At 64.5% G+C, this 23656-nt stretch carries 18 protein-coding genes; 6 read left to right on the top strand and 12 right to left on the bottom strand.

Annotated features, from left to right (window positions below; genetic code table 11):
• The first annotated feature begins 89 nt into the window (after nt 1-89).
• Nucleotides 90-1103 (top strand): helix-turn-helix domain-containing protein, encoded by a 1014-nt coding sequence (locus J0I79_RS07240; protein ID WP_292856075.1) that lies wholly within the window; start codon nt 90-92, stop codon nt 1101-1103.
• A gap of 9 nt (nt 1104-1112) precedes the next feature.
• Here J0I79_RS07240 and J0I79_RS07235 read toward each other — a convergent pair whose 3' ends face one another.
• The 3 genes from J0I79_RS07235 to J0I79_RS07225 are packed head-to-tail and all read right to left on the bottom strand — an operon-like array spanning nt 1113 to nt 6419.
• On the bottom strand, nt 1113-2909 hold the full coding sequence (locus J0I79_RS07235; protein WP_292856073.1) for a hydantoinase B/oxoprolinase family protein: 1797 nt from the start codon (nt 2907-2909) through the stop codon (nt 1113-1115).
• A gap of 28 nt (nt 2910-2937) precedes the next feature.
• Nucleotides 2938-5010 carry a hydantoinase/oxoprolinase family protein gene (locus tag J0I79_RS07230; protein WP_292856071.1) on the bottom strand — a complete coding sequence of 691 codons (2073 nt, stop codon included), beginning with the start codon at nt 5008-5010 and terminating at the stop codon, nt 2938-2940.
• Nucleotides 5011-5054: 44 nt separating this feature from the next.
• On the bottom strand, nt 5055-6419 hold the full coding sequence (locus J0I79_RS07225; RefSeq protein WP_292856070.1) for an allantoin permease: 1365 nt from the start codon (nt 6417-6419) through the stop codon (nt 5055-5057).
• A gap of 353 nt (nt 6420-6772) precedes the next feature.
• Between J0I79_RS07225 and J0I79_RS07220 the strand changes: the two genes are divergently transcribed.
• Nucleotides 6773-7270: a hypothetical protein gene (locus tag J0I79_RS07220; RefSeq protein WP_292856068.1), complete on the top strand. Its 498-nt coding sequence runs from the start codon at nt 6773-6775 to the stop codon at nt 7268-7270.
• 29 nt (nt 7271-7299) lie between these two features.
• Here the strand turns inward: J0I79_RS07220 and J0I79_RS07215 are convergent, their stop codons facing one another.
• From J0I79_RS07215 to J0I79_RS07185, 7 genes are all read right to left on the bottom strand, one after another.
• Nucleotides 7300-7449: a hypothetical protein gene (locus J0I79_RS07215; protein ID WP_023677295.1), complete on the bottom strand. Its 150-nt coding sequence runs from the start codon at nt 7447-7449 to the stop codon at nt 7300-7302.
• A gap of 96 nt (nt 7450-7545) precedes the next feature.
• The gene (locus J0I79_RS07210; protein ID WP_292856066.1) at nt 7546-7830 is read right to left on the bottom strand and encodes a PRC-barrel domain containing protein; all 285 of its coding nucleotides are present in this window, start codon (nt 7828-7830) and stop codon (nt 7546-7548) included.
• 222 nt (nt 7831-8052) lie between these two features.
• Complete coding sequence (locus J0I79_RS07205; RefSeq protein WP_292856065.1) at nt 8053-8376, bottom strand: DUF2934 domain-containing protein; 324 nt, start codon at nt 8374-8376, stop codon at nt 8053-8055.
• 289 nt (nt 8377-8665) lie between these two features.
• The gene (locus J0I79_RS07200; protein ID WP_292856063.1) at nt 8666-9187 is read right to left on the bottom strand and encodes a DoxX family protein; all 522 of its coding nucleotides are present in this window, start codon (nt 9185-9187) and stop codon (nt 8666-8668) included.
• Between the two features lie 341 nt (nt 9188-9528).
• On the bottom strand, nt 9529-10008 hold the full coding sequence (locus tag J0I79_RS07195; protein ID WP_292856062.1) for a tetratricopeptide repeat protein: 480 nt from the start codon (nt 10006-10008) through the stop codon (nt 9529-9531).
• 199 nt (nt 10009-10207) lie between these two features.
• Nucleotides 10208-11179 carry an MBL fold metallo-hydrolase gene (locus tag J0I79_RS07190; protein WP_292856061.1) on the bottom strand — a complete coding sequence of 324 codons (972 nt, stop codon included), beginning with the start codon at nt 11177-11179 and terminating at the stop codon, nt 10208-10210.
• 108 nt (nt 11180-11287) lie between these two features.
• Nucleotides 11288-11539 (bottom strand): DUF680 domain-containing protein, encoded by a 252-nt coding sequence (locus J0I79_RS07185; protein ID WP_292856059.1) that lies wholly within the window; start codon nt 11537-11539, stop codon nt 11288-11290.
• 237 nt (nt 11540-11776) lie between these two features.
• Between J0I79_RS07185 and J0I79_RS07180 the strand changes: the two genes are divergently transcribed.
• The 4 genes from J0I79_RS07180 to J0I79_RS07165 all read left to right on the top strand — a co-directional run bounded on the left by J0I79_RS07180 (nt 11777) and on the right by J0I79_RS07165 (nt 19313).
• A complete protein-coding gene (locus tag J0I79_RS07180; protein WP_292856058.1) occupies nt 11777-13570 on the top strand; it encodes a hypothetical protein in 1794 nt (597 codons plus the stop codon).
• A 447-nt stretch (nt 13571-14017) separates the two neighbouring features.
• Nucleotides 14018-18184, top strand: coding sequence for a Pls/PosA family non-ribosomal peptide synthetase (locus J0I79_RS07175; protein ID WP_292856056.1), 4167 nt, complete (start codon nt 14018-14020; stop codon nt 18182-18184).
• Nucleotides 18181-18663: a GNAT family N-acetyltransferase gene (locus tag J0I79_RS07170; RefSeq protein ID WP_292856054.1), complete on the top strand. Its 483-nt coding sequence runs from the start codon at nt 18181-18183 to the stop codon at nt 18661-18663. Before J0I79_RS07175 ends, J0I79_RS07170 begins: the two co-directional genes overlap by 4 nt.
• Complete coding sequence (locus J0I79_RS07165; RefSeq protein WP_292856052.1) at nt 18660-19313, top strand: 4'-phosphopantetheinyl transferase superfamily protein; 654 nt, start codon at nt 18660-18662, stop codon at nt 19311-19313. Before J0I79_RS07170 ends, J0I79_RS07165 begins: the two co-directional genes overlap by 4 nt.
• Before the next feature lie 263 nt (nt 19314-19576).
• On the opposite strand, the gene J0I79_RS07160 is transcribed toward J0I79_RS07165, so the two are convergent.
• A complete protein-coding gene (locus J0I79_RS07160; RefSeq protein ID WP_292856050.1) occupies nt 19577-20710 on the bottom strand; it encodes a KamA family radical SAM protein in 1134 nt (377 codons plus the stop codon).
• 149 nt (nt 20711-20859) lie between these two features.
• Complete coding sequence (locus J0I79_RS07155) at nt 20860-23562, bottom strand: TonB-dependent receptor (protein WP_292856048.1); 2703 nt, start codon at nt 23560-23562, stop codon at nt 20860-20862.
• Between the last annotated feature and the right edge of the window lie 94 nt (nt 23563-23656).

Genomic DNA, 23656 nt, shown 5'->3' with positions numbered 1-23656 from the left:
CGACATTTGCGTTACAGTGTCTGGCGGCGTCGCTAGTTTAGCCGACTGGTTGCATCTGCCTGGAAAACAGGCGGTGGTGGGAAGAAATCATGAAGGACCGTGCCGGGTTCGATTTCGAGACGACGGGACATGGCGCCACCGCGCCGGTCACCAAGGTCGATATCAGTTCGGTCGTCCGCGTCGGGTCGAGGCTGGCGGCCTGGCGCGACGCGCTCAACAATTATTATTACCCGCTCGACCTTTCCACGCCCGCGACCGCGTTCAGCGTCGGCCACCTGTCGGTCCACGATGTCGCCGAAATCCGCATCGGCGTGCTGGACAGCGACCCGATGACGGTCACCCGCCGCCCCGCCCATATCGGGCGCAGCGACGATGATTTCTTCATGATGCCGATAACCGGCTCGCACAGCCTCTACCTCACCCAGCGGACGCGCGAATGTCAGGTCCGCCCCGGCGACCTCGCCTTCATCGGCACCGGCGATCCCTATGTCTATGGCCAGCCGGACCGCACGCTGATCACCGCGGTTCGCCTGCCGGCGGGCATGCTGCGCGAGCGGGTGCCGTGGATCGACGACATGACCGCGCGGCAATGCCAGCGCGAACAGCCGCTGGTCCAGATGTTCCATGAGTTCCTGCGCTCGATCACCCGGCACGGGGCTCATCTGAGCGGGCCGGAAGCGAAATTCCTGCGCCACACGCTGTTCGACCTGCTGGCGCTGGCGCTGACCGTGCCCGCCGGCGCGGCCACGGAGGAGAGTTCCGTGCGCTTCGCCAACCGGCAGCGCATCCTGCATTTCATCGAGGAACACATATCGGACCCGGATCTCGGCAGCGCGCTGATCGCCGCGCGGCTCGGCCTGTCGCCCCGCTACATCCAGAAGATCTTCGCCGAGCGCGGCGAGACGGTGACCGAGACCATCCGCAAGCGCCGCGTCATCCAGGCCCAGCAATTGCTCAGGAACAGGAACCTGGCGGGAAAATCCCTCCAGGAAATCTCCTACCTGGCTGGCTTCGTCGACCCGGCCTATTTCAGCCGGGTCTTTCGCCAGGAGACCTCGATGTCTCCCGGCGAGTACCGCCGGCTGCACGCGGCCGGGTTCTAAGCCGAGGCGTCAGGCCGCCGCGCGCCTCAGTTCCGCCCGCCGCCGCGCGGTCGCGGCCTCGTCGATGCCCATCGTGTCGGGATCGCTGCCGGAAAACACCACGCCATAGATGTCGTTGGCGCGCTCCAGCGTTTCGTAGCGCTCGATCACGTCGCTCAGCACGCGCCTGGGGTCGCGCTCCAGCGGGTTTCCGTAGCCACCGCCGCCGGCCTGGTTGCCCCTGACATACTCGTCCTTGCGGATCTTCAGCACGGCGATGTTGGGCAATTCCTCCTCCTGCCCGTTGGCGCCCACCTTCCAGTGCCGGCAGCGGAAGCCGTCGCCGCCGCCGCGCACGCCCTTGGGCGGGTAGACGGTGCCGTCGCAGGGCCAGATGACATCCATCGGCTGTTCCTTCGGGCCATAGGCCACTTCCATGGCCGGCGCGCCGCGGAATTTGCCGGCCCCGCCCGTGCCCTCCATCAGGCGCAGGAAGCGGATGGCGATGGGATGCTTGAGTTCGTCGATCTCGACCGAGTCGCGATACATCAGCCCGGCCGCGACAGGCAGGCCATAGGTGATCCAGCCATCAGCGCTGGGCGACCCCGGCCCGCCGGCATTGGCCAGGAAGAGCTGGTTGACATAGGCCGCGTTGTCGGCGCGGTGGTCCTTGCCCGACACCACGGCGCAGCCCGCGCCCATGCCGAGCCCGCCCTCGGCCAGGCCCCAGCCTTCTCCCAACTCGGCAAAGGCCGATTGCACGATGTTGACCAGCCGGTCGGCGACATTGGTGGTGGCGACCGAGCAACTGTGCGGAAATTTCGGCCGTCCCGCCACGCAGCCGTCGCGCAGTTTCAGCCTGATGCGGCTGAACGATCCGTAATTGCGCGGCACCGAGGAATCCAGCGCGTTGAATATGCCCGTGATGGTCGAAGCCGAGGTGCACGCCTCGCTCTCGTTGAAACCGCATTCGACATTGTCGCCATTGTCGGTCAGGTCGAGCTCGATGAGCGCCTTTTCCGGGTCGATGTCGATCGTCACCTTGAGCGGAATGCCCTCGGGCAGGAGATCGCCGAACGGATCGTGCGCGCCGGAATTCGTCAGCGTCACCCTGGGCAGGGCGCGGATCGCCTGGATCATGCGCTGCTCCGAATAGGCGAACCAGTGGCGCACGAAGGCCTTGATCTGCTCCTTGCCGTATTTGGCGCACAACTCCTTCAGCCGCCGTTCGGCGATGCGCGCCGCGCCGATGCCCGCGAGAAAATCGCCATACCACTGGTCCGGCACACGGATGCGCGAACGGCACATGCGCACGACATCCTCGACCATCTCGTGATTGCGCTGGATCCGCACCGCCGGGAAGATCAGCGCGCCCTCGGCATACTGGTCCTTCGCACCGGCCATGTAGGTCGTGGGCAGGGCGTTGCCGATATCGGCCTGGTGCGCCTTGGCGACAGCGGTGAAAAGATGCTCGCCATCGATGAACACCGGCACCAGATAGGTGTGGTCGCCGGCATGCGTGTTGCCGCTATAGGGATCGTTGTGCAGGTAGCAGTCGCCTTCGGCGAGCTCGTCGCCGGCGAAGTCGCACATCGCCTGCGTCTGCATGTGGCTGCCGAAGATGTGGATCGGCAGGCCCTCGGCCGAGGCAAGCAGCCGGTTGTCGCCGGTGCAGATCGAACAGCTGAAGTCGCGCGCGCCGTTGATGACGCCCGAGCGGGCGGCGCGCAGCAAGGTGTTGGTCATTTCCCGGATGATGCCGTCGATGCGGTTGGAAATGATCGCGGTCATATAGGGGTCGAAATCGGCTTCTGTCGTGTCGGTCATGATATGGGTCCTTCGCGGGCGCGATGTGTCAGGCGATTTCAAGCAGGTAGTTGCCGTTGCCGCTGATCGAGACGGCCATGTCGGGATAGACGACCAGGGTGGTGGTGGTCTCCTCGATGATGGCCGGTCCCTGGATGCGGCTGCCGGGCGCAAGGTCGCCTGGCTTGTAGATGGGAACCTCGAGCGGCGTCTTACCGCCGAAGAAACAGGGCCGCGTCGCCGCGCCCGGCTTGACCTCGCTGAATTCGACGGAAGGAGCCGGAACCGGCGGCTCGGACAGCGCGACCTTGAGCCGGGCCTTCCAGCTGACGGTCTCGATCGGGCTGTTGGGATCACGCACCGCGAACACCCGCTCATGTACGTCGTGGAAGGCGCCGACATAGGCGGCGAGGTCGTCGTCGCCGAAGAACCGGTCCATCGGCAAGGGCGTGTCGAGTTCCCATATCTGGCCGAGATAGCGGGCCTCGCCGATGCGCTCGATGGCATAGGCGTCGCCGCGGCCCGGCAGCTTCCTGCGGAACGCGTCGAGCTTGTTCTCGAGCTCGTCGAAGACCTCGTTGACGCGTACCGCGTCGAAGCGGTTGGACAGCGTGACCAGGCTTTGCGCCTCCTCGGCCACGATGTTGGCGAACTGCATGCCAGCGGCGGAAAGCGCCGAGGCGCTGCCGGGCAGGATCACCTTGCCGCAGCCAAGCTCCCTGGCGATCAGCATGATGTTGACGCCGGCGGCGCCGCCGCCCGCCACGATCGTGCTTTCGCGCGGATTGACGCCTTCGTTGATGGTCACGTCACCGATCGCGCGCACCATGAGGTCGCTGGCAAGGCCGAGGATCCGGAACGCCGTCTCCTCGATCGTCAGGCCGATCTGCAAGGCGACGCCGTGGACGGCATGACGCGCGGCCTCGACATCGAGCTTCATGCGGCCGCCGAGAAAATAATCCGGGTCGAAATATCCAAGCACCACCGCGGCGTCGGACACGGTTGGTTTGGTGCCGCCGCGCCCGTAGCAGGCCGGTCCAGGCACCGAGCCCGCCGACATCGGCCCGACACGCATCAGGCCGCCATCGTCGATCCAGGCGATCGAGCCGCCGCCCGCGCCGATCGAGCGCATGTCGACGGCGGAAATGCCGAGCAGGTCGCCGGTGTAGCGCGGCCCTAGCCAGGTGTCGCGGCTGAACGTCAGGCGGCCGTCGCGCACCACGCCCACGTCGAACGTGGTGCCGCCGGTATCGCAGACGATGACGTCCTCGCCCATGCCTTCCATGGCCGAATAGGTCCTGGCGGCGATCGGCGCCATGGCCGGGCCCGATCCGACCGTGTAGATCGGCTTCTCGATCAGCGCATCGATGCTGCTGCAGCCGCCCGCCGCCGTGCTGACCAGCACCTCGCCCTGGTAGCCGGCCAGGCGAAGATCGCCTTCGAGGTCGCGAAGATGCGCCTGCATCAGCGGCTTCAGCGAGGCGTCGATTGCCGTCGCCGACGCCCGGCGGTATTCGCGAACCACCGAGATCAGCTGGTGCGACAGCGTGTAGGGAACACCGGGCAGCATCTCCTCGATCAGCGCGCCCAGCTGGAGCTCATGGCTGGGGTCGGCGATCGACCACAGCAGGCAGACCGCGATGGCCTCGAAATTCTGCTCGCCGAGCCTGCCGATCGTGCGGCCTGCTTCCTCGATATTGAGCGGAATGATGATCTGCCCCTCGGAGCCAACCCGCTCCTCGATCTCGAACGTATGGCGGCGCGGCAGGTAGGGATGCGGATAATCCTGCGAGAAATCATGCGGATTGAATTTTCCGCCCTCCTTCAGCACCAGCACGTCGGGAAACCCTTGCGTGGTGAGCAGCGCCGTCTTGGCAACCGTCTTGGTCACGATGGCGTTGGTCGCCCGGGTCGTGCCGTAGATCAGCAGCGAGGTGTTCTCCAGAAGGTCCTCGAGCGAGGTCGACATGTCCTGCGCGACATTGACCATCGCATTGCGCATGCCCTCGAAGATGCGGTCGGGCGTGGTCAGCGACTTGCCGATGGAGAAATTGCCGTTGCCGTCATTGACCACGACGTCGGTGAACGTCCCGCCAGTGTCGACGGAAATGCGATAAGTCATTGTATTGTCTCTGTTCTTGAGTGAATGAAGCGGAGCGGACGGCCTCAGGCCGCCCGCTTGACGAACCAGTGTGGCTGGGCCTGCGTCAGCAGCCCGTAATAGAGGCCGGCCGCCACGATGGCCGTCACCGGAGCCGAGAAGCTCGCGGTCAGCCCGCCCATCTGCTGCAGCACGAGGCCGGCGCCGGCGCCCGCGAACCAGGCGGCGAGCCCGCACGGATTGAATGTCGGCACGCGGTCGCTGCGATATTCCAGGGTCGTGCCGAACATGCGTTCATAGCGCGACGACAGGATGTGCGTCAGGGCGATCGCGACCCAGGCCACGACGAAGATGCCCTGATAGGCGAGCGCCTGCAGCAGGTAGGAAAACACGTCGGCCAGCATGAGGGCGTAGACGGCGGCCCCGACGACGAGGGCCCACACCCATTTTGGTGCGCGGGCGCCGAACAGCTCTCCGAAGAAGGTCTCCATGTTGACGGTGGCGAGATGGAAGTTCGCCGTGTTGATGCGCGTCTGGGTCACCCAGACGAACAGCAGGCCGGCAATGCCCATCAGTTTCAGCAGCGCGAGCAGCACCGACACTTCCGACAGCGCGCCCTGCATCGGCACCGTGGCGACCAGGAAGATGCCGAACAGCCCATTGACGATGAGCGCCATCAGGTAGAACGGCGTGCCGAAATTGATCAGCGCATGGTAGCGCGCGTCTTCCTCGCGGCCGAAACGGGCATAGTCGAACGTGTACATCATCAGGATCCACACGCCCATGAAGTAGACGAAGCAATCCCACCAGCCGCCGGCCGGCGCGCCGCCTGCCGGGCCGAGCGACATCCAGGCGTTGGAATAGCCATATTCGGCGATCGCCATCACCACCGCCGCAACGAGGCCGATCAGGTAGAGCGGAAGCAGCACGCCATTGAGCTTGTTAAGCCAGTTCTGCACCGAACCCATGGTCAGCGGTACGCTGTAGAGCACGACGATGAGCGCCGCCCATCCGTAGGAGATGCGCGGGAACACCGTGCTGATCCCGACGGCGATGACCGACCCTTCGAAAACCGCGTAGTAGATGGCGGTGGCGAAGAAGATCAGCGTTGCCAGCGCCGCGCCCGCATTGCCGAACAGGATGCGCGAGAACAGGCCGACCGACAGCCCGGTCCTGATCGCGTAGCGGGCGATGACGGCGTTGATGACGGCGTAGACGACCACCGACAGAAGCATGCCGATGATTGCATTCTTGGCGCCGAACCCTTGAGCGAGGGCCGCCGCGACGACGAAATAGAAAACGGCGCTCGACACAGCCCACCAGGCCATTGTCAGGGCGCCCCGGGACATGCGCTGGTCGGCCGGCACCGGCCGCATGGAAAAATCTGAAGTCTCGGATTGCGTGGTATCGGAACGAGCCGCTGCAGCCACAAAAGTCTCCCATTGGTTGCGGCTTCCGCGCCGCCCTGGAGCGGACGGAAGCCAAAGGAGATCGATGCCGGTTGATAGCTTTGTGCCTGTTCTTGGCTAGCACCGATCGGTATCGGGAAGACTATTCCGATCGTGCGGCGGCGGTTTTGGACGAAAGCGCCCGTTTTCTTGGATTCCGGCGCTGGGCCACTTGGGCATGGTGCGCAAAGCCGGCTGAACAATGATGGGCGGGAGCCAAGCCCCGTCGCTCGGATGGCGCCCTCGTGATCGCTATCCCGTGGAGTTCGAGAATGCAGCTATGCTAGCCTGCGCCTCCATCGAACCGGCTGAAGCTCGGGCATGAGGGGCAAGTCATGTTGGATCAATGGAGCAATTTCTTCGTCATGGTGGGCGGCGGCGCGGCGGGGCTTGCCGGGTTGATCTTCGTCGCGATCTCGATCAATCCCGAACGCATCGTCCGCAACACGACGCACAAGAACCGGGCAATCAACATGCTGTCGGGCTTCTCCGCGATTTTCATGGCATGCAGCCTGGCGCTTCTGGGCGGTCAATATCTTCCGGCGCTTGGCCTCGAATGGTTTTTCCTCTGGCTCGTGGCAACGTTCATCTTTGTCAGAGGGTATGTCGTCGCCATCATGTCGGGGATGAGTTCCATCGGGCTCACCGCACCCCGGCTCGCCGGCGGCACGATGTGTTACCTCGCGGAGGTCACAGGCGCGATTTTCCTCATTCTCGGACACAGCACGGGCCTTTACATCGCCGCCCTTGGAACCATCGTGTTGTTCGCCTTCCTCATTTCGGGCGCATGGCTTCTCATCATCGGCATCTACGAAGAACCGGCCAAGGGATAAGCTACGGGCCGGACACGGCAGAGGGCCTCTCAATGCCGCTTGAAATACTGAACCTCCCGCTCATGCTTCTCCGCCGCTTCGCGCGTGTCGAACGTGCCGAGATTGCGCCTCTTCCCGGTCTTCTCGTCCTTCTTGCGTGAGTAGAGCCGGTATTTGCCGTCCTTGAGTTTGCGGATCATCGCCTTCTCCCTGGAAACTGAAGAGGCCCGGTTCCCGCCGGGCCTGCTCCTGGTGCCGGCGATCGCGGGCGCAATGCCCGCTCTCGCTTTGCCGCATCAGTCCCGATGCTCGGGCATGGCTTTCAGCTGGTCCTTGGTCCAACTGGTCACGGCATGGATGTCGCCGTCCTCGTCGCGCATGAAGTCGAGTTCGCGGGCGGCGACCGCCACCGGCTTGGCGCCGATGCCGAGAAACCCGCCGACATCGATGACGACCTGGCTGCCGTGCAGATGATCGACCGAGCCGATCTTCTCGTCGCCGGGGCCGTAGATGGTGGCGCCTTCCAGTTCGTCAGAGGTCAGTTCGGTATCGGTCAGCCTGACGTGGTTGCTGTGGTCCATGGGGTGCATCTCCTGTTGGGGTTGGACAGGAGGAACCTGCGAGAGGGGTTAGGGTTCCCCGGAAAAGTGCCAGCGCCAAAGCCGCCAATCTCCCCCCTTGTGGGGGAGATGTCCGGCAGGACAGAGGGGGCGCCGTGGAGCGCCGGCCTTGAAAAAGACGCCCGATGAATCATCTTCTCATCGGGCTATCCCAACGCCTTGTTTGAAAAGGCGAGTTCGCGCTCAGCGCTTGCGCCTGGACTTCAGTGCGCGGGCGGCATCCTCGATCGCGGCGCGGTCGGTGCCGAGGCGGTCGATCAACTCCTGTGCCTGGTCACCCGATATGCCGGTGCGCATGGCGAGGTCCTCGACCGTCAGCACGTCGGTGCTGGCAATTTCGCGCGTTTGCGGCAAGGCATCGTCCGCCGTCAGCGGCAGCGCCGCCTCACGGTCAATTTCGAGTTCCGCCTGGTTCCAGTGGCGCTCATGATCGCCATGCAACCCGCCTTCGCGCTGCCAGATCGCGTAGGCGCGGTCGCGGATTTTGTTGTTCCTGTCGTCGCTCATGTCGATTTCTCCCTTGTGAGGAGGATGAACGTCGCGACGCCGCGAACGATCCGGAAATTCTGCGTGATTGGTGGGTGCGGAAGGCAGCGCTCCACGGCGCCCCCCTCTGGCCTGCCGGCCATCTCCCCCACTTGGGGGGAGATCGATGTCGCTTCGGCTTTCGCCAGTTTTCAACGTTGCAAGACGAGCGCCAGCGCCAAAGCAGCCAATCTCCCCCCTCGTGGGGGAGATGTCCGGCAGGACAGAGGGGGGCGCCGTGGAGCGCCGACAGGGCAAGCCCCGCGTGACCTCAGACCGGCAGCCTCACATCAACCGTCATGTGGTTCTCCACCGCCAGCAAGGCCGCCACCATTTCCTTGTCGCGCTTGCGCTGCTGGAGATAGGCCATGACCAGCCAATCCAGCGAAATCCGGCCCGCGCCGGCGACGGCCAGTACGAACATGCCGCCGGCGATGGCCAGATCCTTCTCGAAATTCAAAAGCTCGGTCTGGCTGGCGAAGTTGGTGTGGAACAGCGTGGCCGTTGCCAGGCAGAAGAAGCCGAGGCCGATGGCGCCCAGCCGCGTCAGCACGCCCGCCGCCACCGAGAGCCCTGCCCCGAGCTGCAACGCGATGGTGGCGACAAACAGCGGCAGGCCGACGCCTTGCGCGGCCATCGCCTTGGCGGCGCCGTCGAAATGGATGATCAGCGTCACGCCCTCGTGCAGGAAGATGAAGGACATGAGCAGGCGGCCGGCAAGCAGGGTCACATCCCCTATGTGATATCTCGTGGCGAGGCCGGTGAGCTTCGCGTCGATTTCGGTCAGTGTCATGGGTCAGCCTCCAGTTTCTGGTCGCAGGCAAGGCGCCACGCGGCCCGTGGGCCACGCGCAAAGGGCGCTGCAATGTCGGTTTCTCGAAAAGGCCGGAGCCGGTCTGAGGGAGAGGTGCCGGCTCCGGCAATAGGGCGCCAGCCACGAGCGCCGGAACTTTGGCCCATGAGGGGAGAGGTCAGCGCCAGCCCCCTCATCCGGCCGCTTCGCGGCCACCTTCTCCCCGGCGGGGAGAAGAGGAATGCCCAGCGCCGGCTCCCCTCCTCTCCCCTCGGGGAGAGGTCGGATTGCCCTGAATTGCCCTTCGCAATTCGGTCTCGGCAATCCGGGTGAGGGCAACCTTACTTCGTCACCTTGGTGGCGATGGCCTTCTGCAGATCCTCGAGTTCCTCGCAGCCGGCGGGGCACAGTTTCTGCAGCGAGGCGAGCTGTTCGTTGGCCTTGGCCATGTCGCCGGTCTCGACATAGAGCTCGCCCAGATATTCGCGGGCGGCCTTGTGGTCGGGCTTCAGCTCCAGCGCCTTGTTGTAGTAGGTCAGCGCGGTCTGGAAATCGCCGGTCTTGCGCAGCGTGAAGCCAAGCAGGTTGTAGACGTCGGCCTGCTGGTTGTCCTGCGCGAGGTCGCGCAGGTCGGCCAGCGCGCCCTTGTAGTCCTTGGCCTCGATCTTGGCCTTGACGGCGGTGAGGTCCGGCGCGTCGGCGCCTTCGATGTCGTCGACCGCATAGGCCGGCATGATCGTGGCGACGGGCACGACCGTCAGCACGGCGATAGCGCCGAGCAGGCCGAACAGGGCGTTCCTGCCCATGAAAATCTGTCTCATTGTCTTTCTCTCTTGGTTTGAGTGCTAGCGTCGAGAGACCGTTTCGAAATTCGCTCTGGCGAGTCATATGATGGTGGTTTCGAGAACCGGAGCGCAGCGTACTTTTGGGTACGTGAGCTCAGTTCTACTGCGACGCAGTAGAACGGGAAGCGCAGAAAACGCCTTCAGATGGCCGCCAGAGTAGAGTTTCCAAACGGTCTCAAACTTGAACCGGTGTGAAGCCGTAAGCATTGCCGTCTTTCACGAAGACGCCGGTGCCGGGGAACGGGAAGTGCGAGCCGGAAATGCGGATGTTGTCGGCGATCACCCGGTCGATGATCTTGTGGCGGGTGGTTATCGCCGTCGGCCCGTCCTGGTCGTAGCTGCCTTGCCACTCCGGATGCGGCGCCAGCAGCGCCGGCACGTACATGGTGTCGGCCGAGACCATGAACTGTTCCTTGCCGGTGCTGGCGAGATACACCGAATGGCCCGGCGTATGGCCCGGCGCGGCGATGATCTGGATGCCGGGCGCCACTTCCGCGCCGTCCTCGACCAGCTTCCAGTTCTTCCATTTCGGGAAATTCTCGGCGATGCGCTTGCCCGCCGGCTTGCGGCCCTCGGGCAGTTTCGCGAGCCGGCTGGGATCGGTCCACCAATTGTACTCCGTGGCGTTGACGATCAGCTCGGCATTGGGAAACACCGGCGCGTTGGTGCCCTTCTCCATCAGGCCCCAGACATGGTCGGGGTGGAAATGCGAGATCATGATGGTGTCGATCGCCTTGTAGTCGATGCCGGCGGCGGCCATGTTGGCCGGCAGATGCGTGGCGTTGGTCTGCCACTGGCCGACGCCCGAGCCGGCATCCATCATGATCAGCCGGCCGCCCATCTTCAGCACCACGACGGTGAGCGGAATGGGCATGAAGTCGGTGGTCAGCCCCGCCTTGGCGAGCGCTGCCTTGGTGTCGTCGACCGAAGCATTGGCGATAAAGGCCGGGTCGTGCGGCTTCCTCCAGATGCCGTCATAGACGGCGGTGACCTCGATGTCGCCGACCGTGTATTTGTAGAAGCCGACGGCAGGTTCCACCGGCGTCTGGGCGAAGGCCGGTCGGGTGAATTCGAGCTTGCCGGCCAGCCCGAAGGCGGCAGCGGCGGCGGCGGTTCCAAGCACTGTGCGGCGTGTCATGCTGAACATCAGCGTTCTCCTGTTGTGGTGAAGGGGTGACGGAGGACCTTGTCACGAGGCCCTCCGCCCTGATCGCGGACCTGGTCGGGACCTTGAGGGCAGCCCGAACCCGTGAATTCAGCCTCCCATGCCCAGGACGGGCGGGCCGAAATCATCCGCGCCAGACTGGGCCGGCGCCGGGCTGGAGCTGGAGGTCGGCCTGGTGGCGACCTTCTTGTGGCCCACGGTGTAGGGGATCGAGGCGGTGGCGGTGCTGTCGACATTGGCGACAGGCTGGCTTCCGGGACCGGCATTGAAATGGTCTGAGCCGGCGAAGGCGGAGCTCGAGGCGAGCAGCATCGCAGCCACGCCGAGGGCGAGCTTGGTCATCGTGATAATCCTTGTTTCTTCTCAGGGGTCGCGGGCCGCTGGATTGCCCCGCTTGCAGTGAAGACCCGCCGGCCTGGCGCTTTATTCCCGGGCGGCGAAAGTTTTTCTGAAAAAAGATTGAGGGCCGGTGGCTGGATGGCCCGCGGTCGGCCCGACCCGCACTCTTGACTCGGCAAGGCGATGGCCTAGCAATCAGCGCCGGGTGGGGATTGAGAGATGATTGCAAGACGAGCTTCGTTGGCCGCGCTCGCGGTGCTGGCGGCAACGATCGATGCCGCCGGCGGTGACTATCTCCATCCGTCACCCCATCCGGCGTGGGAGAGCCGCGTCCAGACGATCTATGATGCCGCCACCCGTTCGGTCTCGCGAAAGACCGTGCGCGTCTGGGACCCCTCGCCCGAAAAAGGCCTGGATTTCATCTGGGAACCGGACCCGCTGCTGGCCGATGGCGGCCTGTCGCCCGACGGGCTGCCTTCCGGGCATGGGCGCCTGCAATGGCGCGTCGGCGGCTCGCCCTCCTACGATCCGGGAACGGTCTTCGCCACCTATGTCGGCTCGCTCGTCGGGGGCAAGCCGGAGGGACATGGCCGGCTGGAATTGCGCACGGGCGAGTATCTCGACGGCGAATGGCTGGATGGCGCCCCGGAGGGGTCGGTCCTGTGGGTGGATGAGGCCGGCAACCGCTATCAAGGCCAGATGCGGCATGGCGTGGCCGACGGGCCGGCCCGCTATGTCTCGACGAATGGCGAGATCTTCATCGGCACATTTCGCGACGGCGTCCGCGACGGGACGGGAACGACGCAGCTTCCCGGCGGCACGACCTACCGATCCGTCTGGCGGGGCGGACGCGAAGTCGAAGGCAGGCGCCCCGATCTCTTCGCCGATGCCCGGGTGGGCGGTCTTCTGAAAGCCGGAACCAGGTCGGGACAGGCGGCCGGGTTCTCCATCTCGGCGGCGATAGATGAGCGCATCAACCTGATATCCAGTCCATTGCTTCAATACGAAACACTAAATTTGGCTGATAACGTTCAGTTCTATCCGAGATCAAGCGCCCTTATGAATTTCTGGAATGGCGACAGCAATATAGAAATAGAAGATCATACGTTTGGCGAAATAGAATGGGATGACTATTATGCCTTTTTAAAGGTCGACCTAGCGTCTGACAAAGGTAAAAAAGGCAGAATATCCAGTATGTCTCTGGATTTCACGGAAAGTGAACCGTTCAATAAACCAATGTTATCACTTTTCGCGGATATCGGCTGCGAAGGGTTCAGCCCACGATTCATGATATTGAACCAAGGGTGGGGCCAAGTTCTGGAGCCGGAATTCCATTTCGCTTTTTCCGACGAGCGAGGTTATTCATCGACCTTTTTCGACATCAAGGGTCTCGAAGATTTCGATTCTTCGGAGAGTATCGACGTATTGACCTCAATCAGGCAGGCCGGTGCGGACGTAGGCACTTTACAGACGCGCCATTTCAAATGCGCGTCCATCGACGGGCTCGAAGAGTGCTCGCGTCAATTCCTGGCCTCGATAGAACTGGGCGCGATAGCAAAGTCTATCTACAGACTTGAAGGCTTGATGCTGACCAACCTCGTAGGCAAGATGAAATACAAGTGGAAAGACGCCGACGATAAAATCCATACGGAAGAACAGGCCTTTACCGTCCCAGTTTCCATCGCCGCGCTGGAGGTGCCTGAACCCGTCGCTGAATGCGGCTCCGGCTCTGAAGGCTCACCGGAGGCGGCTCGCTATCAGGACATTCACCTACCGTATAACCGAAAGAACTATAGCATCGACGTACCTGTTCGCGGCAACCGCGACATCGCGCAGCAAACCAGCCGATTCAAATTCCATGCCGACCGCTCCTCCATTCACAAATTCCGCGTCAGGGCGAAATTCGCTGACGGCAGCGAGCGGCAGAGCAAGCCACTGGAATTGCTTTGGTTCAGGCCGCGTCCGTATAAATTTGATTACTTCGACCTAAGCCGCAAATGTGATCCAGGTATCCAGTACAATATTTGCAGGTAGCGATTGCATGACGGGCCGGCCGCGAGCCTGCTCTTCGGCCCTGTAGCGCCGGGCCGGGTACGAAGGAGTACCGGGATTAGCTTCGCAATCCCCAAAAAAGAGCGAAACAGGCGCCCAAAAAGTGCGCTCAGAAACAATCCAGAAACAAATCGCAACAGTTCAGAAAAACTGGCGAAAGGATCGTATGGCATAACCATGTGCGAACAGGGTTGATTGCAGGAAATATAAAAACACTCGAACGGATTTTAGGATAGCGGCCCGCCAAAAAGGGACGAGGCCTGGCGGTCAATCACCGCCGGCAGGGATTGAGGGGCTTCCGTTTTGGAAGCTTCGGTCATCCCGCCTCCATCGACCAGGGTCAGATTGCAGCGGCGGCGCAGCCGACAATGCCTGCTCAAGCGGCATCGTCGACTGTCACGGCTTCGCCAGGACGAGAAAGTTTGGAAAATGGATCACGGTCTAGATATTGCCGCACTTGACAGGGACATGGCCCGCACCGACGGGGAGCCAGGGACAGGCCTGGCCGAAACCGGCTTGGCCAAATCCGGGCGGGCGAAATCCGAGCGGGTGGCCGTCGATGCGCTGATGAGGAGCGCCCAGCGTTCCCTGGCCGAGCACCCCCAGATCCTGACCGGCGCGGATTTCCCCCGGCAGACGCAACCCGGCGAGCGGCTGGACCAGGTCTTCGATCATCTGGCCGAGACCTTCGCCGACCTGCCGGCCGTGATTTCCGAAGGCCGTAGCTGGACCTACTCCGAGCTCAACCGGCGCGCCAACCAGTTCGCCCGCCTGCTGGTCAAGCGCGGCGTCAAGCCCGGCCACCGGGTCGGACTCATCCTCGACCGTTCGGCCGACACCTATATCGCGCTCCTCGCGGTGATGAAGGCCGGCGCCGCTTTCGTGCCGCTTGCCACCGCGTTTCCGCAGGAGCGCATGACCCTCATCATCGAGGATGCCGGCGTCAGCCTGATCGTCACCATCGCCACCTATGCCTCCCGCGCCGGCGAGCTGACCGTCCCCCATATCCTCATCGACAGCGCCGCTGCCGAGATCTCGGCGCAGTCCGACGCCCCGCTGAAGCCGGCCAAGGCGTCCGCCCCGGCCGACGAGACCTGCTACATCCTCTACACCTCGGGCACGACCGGCAGGCCGAAGGGCGTGGCCGTCACGCACCGCAGCTTCATCAACTTCATCCATGTCGCGGCAGCGTCCTACGGCTACAAGCCGGGCGATCGCGTCTACCAGGGCATGACCATCGCCTTCGACTTTTCCTCCGAGGAGATCTGGGTGCCCTTCGTGGCCGGCGCGACCGTCGTCCCGGCGCCGGGCCAGATGCCTCTGGTCGGCGAGGAACTGGCCGATTTCCTGCGTCTGCACGACATCACCTGCATGGCCTGCAGCCCGACGCTTTTGTCGTCCATCACCAGCGAGGTGCCCGGCCTGCGCACCCTGCTGGTGGGCGGCGAGGCCTGCCCGCACAATCTCGTGGTGCGCTGGTCGAAGCCCGGCCGCAAGATCCTGAACACCTATGGCCCGACAGAGGCGACCGTCACGGCGACGATGGGCGAGCTGACGCCCGACCGGCCGGTGACCATCGGCGCGCCGCTGCCGACCTACTCCATCGCCATCCTCGACCCGGAGAAGCCGCAACTGGCCGCACCGGGCGAACTGGGCGAGATCGGCATTGCCGGCATCGGGCTCGCGGTCGGCTATCTCAACCGGGCCGACCTGACGGAGCAGAAATTCATCGCCGACTTCATCGGCCTGCCCAACAACCCCTCGAAGCGCATCTACCGGACCGGCGACCTCGGCCGCATCAACGATGCCGGCGAGATCGAGTATAACGGGCGCATCGACACCCAGGTGAAGATCCGCGGCTATCGCATCGAGCTCGGCGAGATCGAGGCGGTGCTGCTCGACCAGCCCGAAATCGCGCAGGCCGCCGTCACCACCTGGGAAATCGAGCCCGGCCGCGTCGAGCTCGTCGCCTATTACGCGGCCAAGGCCGGCCAGCCGCCGATCCGGCGCGCCGATCTCGCGCAGGTGATGAAGCAGCGCCTGCCCGACTACATGGTGCCCTCCTACCTGGAGGAACTGCCGGCGATCCCGATGACGGTCTCCAACAAGGTCGACACCCGTCGCCTGCCGAAGCCGACCAGCGTGCGGCTCTCGGCCGACCGCGCCATGGTGGCGCCCGGCAATGACGACGAGCGCTTCCTGGCCGAGGCGCTGGCCGAGGTGCTGAAATTCGAGACCGTCTCGGTCGAGGACAATTTCTTCGACGATCTCGGCGCCAATTCGCTGCTGATGGCTCACTTCTGCGCCCGCGTGCGCACCAGGAAGGAGTGGGCCACGACGTCGATGCGCGACATCTACCTCTATCCGACCGTGGCGCGCCTGGCCAAGCATCTGGGCGTGGCGGAGGAGATGACGATCGCCACCACCGAGCGCGTCCCGACCCGCCAGGCGTCCAACTTCGCCTATTGGAGCTGCGGCGCCGCCCAGCTTTTGTTCTACGCGCTCTACAGCTACGTGTCGCTCTGGGCGATCAATCGCGGCCTCAACTGGGTCTATGACGCGCTCGACGATCCGCTGAGCCTCTATCTCAGGTGCGTGGTGCTGTCGGCCGGCGTTTTCTTCGGCATGACCGGCTTCGCGGTCCTCGCCAAATGGGTGCTTGTCGGCCGCTGGAAAGCGGAAACCTTCCCGATCTGGGGCCTTCGCTACTACCGCTTCTGGGTCGTCAAGACCCTGATCCGCACCGCGCCCGTCGTGCTGTTCCGCGGCAGCCCGCTCTACAGCATCTATCTCAGGCTGCTCGGCACCAAGCTCGGCCACAATGCCGTCATCGAATCCAAATCCGTGCCCGTCTGCACGGATCTGATCTCGATCGGCGACCGTACCATCCTGCGCAAGGAATCGATGATCCTGGGCTTCCGCGCCCAGGCCGGCTATATTCAGACCGGACGGCTCACCATCGGCAACGATGCCTTCGTCGGCGTCGGCTCCACGCTCGACATCGACACGGCGATCGGCGATGGCGGCCAGCTCGGCCATTCGTCCTCGCTGCAGCGCGGGCAGAGCATTCCCGACGGCGAGCACTGGCATGGATCGCCTGCGGTGCCGACCACGGCGGACTATTGCAAGGTGCGCAACGTCAATCCGCCGCGCATCCGCCGCTTCCTCTACGAGGCCGTGCAACTCATCGGCCTGTTCGCCATCGTCACGCCGCTGCCGCTTCTGTTCCACTCCTATTGGGAAAATGTCGGCGACGACTATCAGGAGACGATCGGCCTCGTCGCCATCGGCACGACGGTGACCGTATTCGGCTACGTCGCCATCGCCTTCCTTGCCGCCACGGTGGTGCCGCGCCTGTTCAGCCTGATCCTGAAGCCCGGCCGCACCTACACGCTTTACGGCTTCCGCTACTGGCTGCAGAGCGTCGCGGAGTTTTCGAGCAATTCGCGCGTGCTGGGCCTCGTGTTCGGCGACAGCTCGGCCATCGTCCACTACATGCGCGCCATCGGCTGGAACCTCAACAAGGTGGTGCAGACCGGTTCGAACTTCGGCTCCAACCAGCAGCACGAGAACCCGCTTCTGTGCGAGATCGGCACCCAGACCATGGTGTCGGACGGCCTGTTCATGATCAACATGCACAAATCCGCCTCGGCATTCCGTCTCGAGCAGACCCGCATCGGCGAACGCAACTATCTCGGCAACAACATCTATTATCCGCCGGATGGGCGCACGGGCGACAACGTCCTGCTCGGCACCAAGGTGATGGTGCCGATCGACGGCCCGGTGCGCGAGAATGTCGGCCTGCTGGGTTCGCCCGCTTTCGAGATTCCGCGCATGGTCAACCGCGACAAGGAGCTCATCGCCGGCGTCGGCGAGAGTGACCGCCGCAACCGGATTCCGCTGAAGAACCTGCACAATCTGGTGACGATCCTGCTGTTCCTGGCCACGCAATGGGTGATGCTGTTCGCCACGCTGGCGATCTGGGACCGCGCGCTGAACTACTATACGGAATGGGCGGAGATCGCTCTCTTCGTGGCGGTGCTGCTGACCTCGGCGATCACCATCCCGTTCTACATCTTCGTCGAGCGGGCGAGCCTCGGCTTCCGCAGGCTGAAGCCGCGCATCACGACGATCTACGATGCCACCTTCTGGCGCCACGAGCGCCACTGGAAGCTCGCGGATTCGCCCATTGTGCGCCTCTTCGCCGGCACGCCGTTCCGGCCGATGATCCTGCGCCTGCTGGGCGTCAAGGTGGGCAAGCGCGTCTATGACGGCGGCGCCAACCTGACCGAGCGCTCGCTGGTCGAGATCGGCGACGACGCCACGCTCAACGAGGGATGCGTCATCCAGGCCCACTCGCTGGAAGAAGGCGCCTTCAAGTCGGATTACATCCGCATCGGCAAGGGCTGCACGCTCGGGCCTTCGGCCTTTGTCCACTACGGCGTGGTGATGGGCGATGGATCGATGGTCGATGCCGACGCCTTCGTGATGAAGGGCGAGGTGCTGGAGCCCAACACGATCTGGCGCGGCAACCCGGCCAAGCTGCACCGCTTCGTCGAGCCGGTCAGTGAGGGCGCCGGGGCCGTGGCGTCTTGACGGACGGCCCGCGCGGCGCCGCGGGCGTCCACCTGGCGCCCGTGACCAGGGCCAACCGGGCCAAGGTCACCGCCCTGCGCGTCGCCCCGGAGCAGGCGGACTTCGTCGCCGGCAATGCGGATTCCCTTCGTGAAGCCAGGTCCGATGAAGATGCCCGGCCGCGCGTCATCATGGCCGGCGAAGAGGTCGTCGGTTTCCTGATGTACGATGCCGCCGAAGACGATGACGAAGCACGCATCTATCGCTTCATGATCGACCGCGCCCGGCAGGGACGAGGCTACGGCAAGGCGGCGCTGCGGGCCGTGCTGGACGAAATCCGCGGGCTCGGCCACGTCAGCCACGTCTCGATCTGCTATGAACCGGAGAACGAGGCTGCGCGGCAACTCTACCGCGCCGCCGGTTTCGTGGAAGAAGGGCTCGACGAGGATGGCGAAATGATCGCCGATCTGGTGCTGGGCACAGCGGCCGAAAAGCCATGACAACAGCCATCCTCGCAACCGGGGAGATCGCCCTCGCCCGCGCGATGGCCGCCATGGCGCCCGCTCACGTGCGCACCGGATGCAGACTGATCCGCGAAGGCGATGAGGCGCATCTGTTGCCCGACGAAGCGCGCTCGATGCCCGCCCGCCAGCCCACCATGCGCCGCGCCAGCGGTGCGGCGCGCTTTCTCGCGCACCGGCTGCTGGCGGATGCCGGCTTCGACGGCTTCGCCGTTTTGCGTACGCCCTCCGGCGCTCCCGCCTGGCCGGAGGGTATGACGGGCTCGCTCGCCCATGACGACGACATGGCCGTTGCCGCGGTTGCCGCCATCGGCGATGTCGGCTCGCTCGGCATCGATGTCGAGCCGGCGCTGCCCCTGCCCGACGACTTGCTGCCGCTCGTCGCGACGCCGGCCGACCGGATCGGCGCGGTCGAGGAACGGCTTGCCGGCCGCTTGCTCTTCGCCGCCAAGGAAGCCGTCTACAAGGCCGCCTATCCGCTCGATCATCGGGTGCTGGGCTACGAGGATATCGCCGTCGATCTCGGCGCGGGCCACGCGACGACGAGGACGGGACGGAGCGCGAGGCTGACCTGGTGCGTGGATCCGCGCATCGTGGTGTTGGCGTTTATCGGCGGTGATGAGGCTTAGGGTCCGACGCCGTAATCCTCGACGTTGGCGCTGCCCCTCACCTGCCTGCCGGCATCCTCTCCCCGTATAGCGACGGGGAGAGGGGCGCTGTCATCGCTGATTTCGCCAACCGTCAACCTTGAAAGAATGGGCAGGCGTTGCAACCAGTCCTCTCTCCCCGTCACTACACGGGGAGAGATGTCCGGCAGGACAGTGAGGGGCGGCGCCGACATTGGCCACTGTCAACAGTCGCCACGGCTTACACCAGTTGAAGCAGCCCTACCTCACAAGCCGGCGGCCGACTTCCTCGAACCGCCTTCGTCCAGTTCGCCAACCACCTCGGTATATTCCCTCACCTTCCCGTCCAGCCCGCGCAGGCGCCAGTTGGCGCCCTCATGCGCCTCGACATGGCATGGCCCGAGCGGCACCTTGCCGCCGCCCTGGGGCAGGTCGATGACATAGACCGGGTTGCAGATGCCCGAGAGCCGCGCCCGCAGCACCTCCACCAGCGCCTGGCCCTGCGCGATCGTGGTGCGCCGGTGCGCCATGCCGCGCGCCAGATCGCCGTGGTGGAGGTAATAGGGTTTAACACCGAGCCGGTACATCAGTTCGCGGCACAGCTCTTCCAGCGCCTCGACGCTGTCGTTGACACCTTTCAGCAGCACAGTCTGGTTGAGCAGCACGAAGCCCGCCCGCCGCAGCATGGCGCAGGCCGCTTCGGTCGCATCGGTGATCTCGCGTGCATGGTTGAAATGGGTGACGACCGTCACCATCAGCCTCCCCTGCAGCGCCTCGACCAGCCCCGGCGTGACGCGCGACGGCAGCGCCACCGGCACGCGGGTGTGGATGCGCAGCAGCCGCACATGGGCGATGGCCTCGATGCGGGCGCGGATTTCGGTGAGTGCCGCATCCGGCAGCGACAGCGGATCGCCGCCGGTCAGGATCACCTCGCGGATCTCGGGATGCGCCGCGATATAGTCGAGCGCCGGCTCCAGCGCCGCGCGCGTATAGCCGCGCCCGATCGAAGTCAGCGATTCCTTGCGGAAGCAGAACCGACAATAGACCGCGCATTGATAGGTCGGGAACAACAGCACCCGGTCGGCATGGCGATGCGTCAGGCGCGGCACCGGGCTGAACGCATGGTCGCCGATCGGATCGTCGAGTTCGCCCTCGGCCTCGTCGAGTTCTTCGGGCGAAGGGATGACCTGCGCCCGGATCGGATCGGCCGGATCGTTCCAGTCGATGAGGTCGAGATAGGCCTTTGGCGCGCGCACCTTGTGGTTGGCGGCGGCTTGCTGCGCGGCGCCTCGCTCCGCCGCCGACAGCGGCAGGCGTTCGAGATCGCGCACATGGCGCACGCCCTGGCGGACATCGTCCTGCCAGGCGGCGTCGGTTTCGTCGTGGAGGATTGTCGTCATGGAAGTCTCGGCGGCTGTTTTGCCGGGACCTATCGGCTGGATGGCCTGACGGGTCAACAGCGGCGCGAAGCCAATTGCACCCGCCGCTACTCTACGGCGCCCCCCTCTGTCCTGCCAAACGTCTCCAGATACGTGCCCCCCGCCGCGCCTTAGAACTTCGCCGTCAGCGACCCGTAGAACGTGCGTCCCGGCCCTGGCTCCGTCACCAGGCCGAGCGGGTCGACATAGTAGCGGTCGAACAGGTTCTCGATGCGCGCGGTCGCGGTCAGGTTCTCGGTCAGCTTGTAGTCGGCGAAGACGTCGACCAGCGTGTAGGGGTCCCACTTCACCTGCGAGATGAACTGGCCGAGCCCTTGTGTGGTCACCTGGCCGTGGCCGATGGCGCGCGGCCCGATATAGGACACCCGGCCGCCCAGCGTCAGCTTGTCCTCGATGAACTTCTGCGTCAGCGTCAGGTCGACCGAATATTTCGGCGGCACCTGGTTGGTGGCGTAGTCGCCATACATGGACTTGGCGTCGCACGCGCTGTTCAGCTGGCAGAATTCCACGTCGAGATAGTAGTTCGCCGCGAGGTCGGCGGTGAAACCGCCCGTCTCGTAGCGGCCGGAGAACTCCAGCCCCGAGAACCGGGCGCGGTCGATATTGTAGACCTGCATCCCTTGCCAGACGTAGCCATCACCCTGGAAGGAGCGATACGCGCGCGCGATATAGTTCTTCACATCCCAGTTGAAGTAGCCGAACTTGACCATGCCCGCATCCGTCTCGCTCAGCAGACCGTTGCGGTGGAAGTTCATGCCCAGTTCCCAGTTGCTGGACCGTTCGGGGCCGAGGTTGGGATTGGGGATGATGGTGAAGGCCGACACGGACTCGAACGTGCTCGGGAAGCGCAGCGCATTGGAGTAGTTGACGTAGAACTGCGTGCCGTCGAACGGCTCGACCGTGACGCCGATCGAGGGGCTCATCCCACCATCGTTGCGATCTGGCTTGGTGTTGAGCTGGAAGGGGCTGTTTGCCGTCTTGCGCCGATCATGCAGCCAGAACTGGGAGTAACGCAGGCCGGCGTTCAGCGTCAGCCAGTCCACCGGCTTGTATGCCGTCTTGATATAACCCGCGGCTTCCTGCCGCTCGGCATCGCGCAGGTTGAGCCAGCCCTCGATCTCCTCGGTGTATGCGCTGGGGTTCGTGTCCTCCTTCCGGTAGGTCATCCCGTAGGTGAAGTCGAGCTGCCCATAGTCGGTGACGAATTTCGACTTGTTGGAAATCTCTCCGCCCCACATGATCGTGTTGGAACCCGGCCGAAAATCCTTTGAAAGCCACACTGGCCTGTTCCCATAGGCATTGCGCGCGGGATTGCGCAGTTGAAGGTTGGTCATCCATAAATTCGCGCTGAGATTCAGGAGGTCGTTGTCCTCCGGATTGAGACGATAGCGCAGCGTACCGGTATCGAGCCTGGTGCCGCTCGTCTGCGCCGCCTGCGTCGCCGGCGAGGCAACGCTTGCGAGCGCCGAGGCCAGCTTGTCGCCGGCCTCGCTGCGAAAACCCGTATAGCCGAACTCCAGGCTCTGGCCATCACCGAAACGCCACGTGCCCTTGGCGATCCAGGACTGGGTTTCGAGCTGTGTGTTCAGCACCTCCTCGCCGGCGCGGTAGTTGGCGAGGCCGGCATTCTCGACATAGTCCTTGTAGTCAAAGGAAGGCACGCATGTGCCGTTACTATAACAGAACGGGGTCGGGCCCAGATGCACCGGATTGGCCACCGGACCATATTTGCCGGCGTGATAATTGCCCTGCTTGCGGTAGGCGTAGCCGGCGATGAGGTCGAAGTCCTCCTCCTGCACGGCCGCGACAACGCTGCCCGAGCCGCTGGTCGGCGTGAGGAATGAAGGGCGGTTCAGGCCGGTGGCGGCTTCCTTGACGGTCGGCCAGCCCCCCCAATCGTTCGAAATCGCGTAGCCGGAGGTGGCGCCGGCGACCGGGCTGGATGTGTTGGTGCCGAAGCCGCCCTTGAGCCGCAGGCCGAAACGCTTGCCTTCGTCCACGATGTCGGAGGCGTTCAGCGTGCGCATGGCCACGGTGCCGGCGATGCCGTAGGAGGCGGCGTCCGAACCCTTGGTGATGTCGACGCCGCCCAGAAGGTCGGGATCGACATAGGACCGGTTCGAGATGCCCTGATAGCCCTGGTAGACCTGCAGCGAATTCTCGGCGCCGTCGACGGTGACGTTGACGCGGCCCATGCCCTGCATGCCGCGCACGTTGACGTCGATGGAGCCGGCGCCGTTGCGCGCCTCGCCCGACATCACGCCGGGCGTGCCGCGAAAGATGTCGGCCGGACTGGAGCCGCGGAACCGCTCGATGGTTTCGCCGGAAATGTATGAGGTGGGCGCCGCCGTCTTGTAGGGCTCGTCGGCCGGATTGCCGCCGCCGGCGATGACGCTGATCTGATCGAGCGTCGTGCCGTCCCCGCCGGCCACGCCGGGCGCGTGCGCGGCGGCGACGCGGTCGCTGATCGTCACCGTGCCGGCCCCGGTGAAGGCATAGGTCAGGCCGGTGCCCTGGAGTATCCGTGCCAGCGCCGCGCCGGGCGTCGCGGCCCCGGAAACACCCGGCGAGCGCTTGCCCGCCGCGATCTGCGGCAGATAGGTGACCTGCAGCCTGGCCTGCCTGCCGAAGCTTGCCAGCGCGCCCGGCAGCGGCCCGGCGGGAATGTTGAAGGCCGTCTGTTGCGCGGATTGCCCGTGCGCCGGCCCCTGCCCGATCACCGTGGCGGTAACGGCCGCCGACGACAGCAGCGCCGCTGTCAGCAGCCGCGCGCCGAATGTTCCTGTTCCATATCTCTTTTGCCCCAGCCCCATGGCTCAGCCGCTCCGTTTTGATTTTTGTGGGAGGGAGGACCTGTTGGCAGCGGCTGACGGCATCCCTGTCTCGTGAAACGAACAGGGGTTCGGG

Origin of the sequence: Mesorhizobium sp. (assembly GCF_017306585.1) — a bacterium.
Lineage (GTDB): Bacteria > Pseudomonadota > Alphaproteobacteria > Rhizobiales > Rhizobiaceae > Mesorhizobium.
Note: the sequence above shows the minus strand (reverse complement) of the source record. Positions and strands in the feature narration are given on the sequence as shown.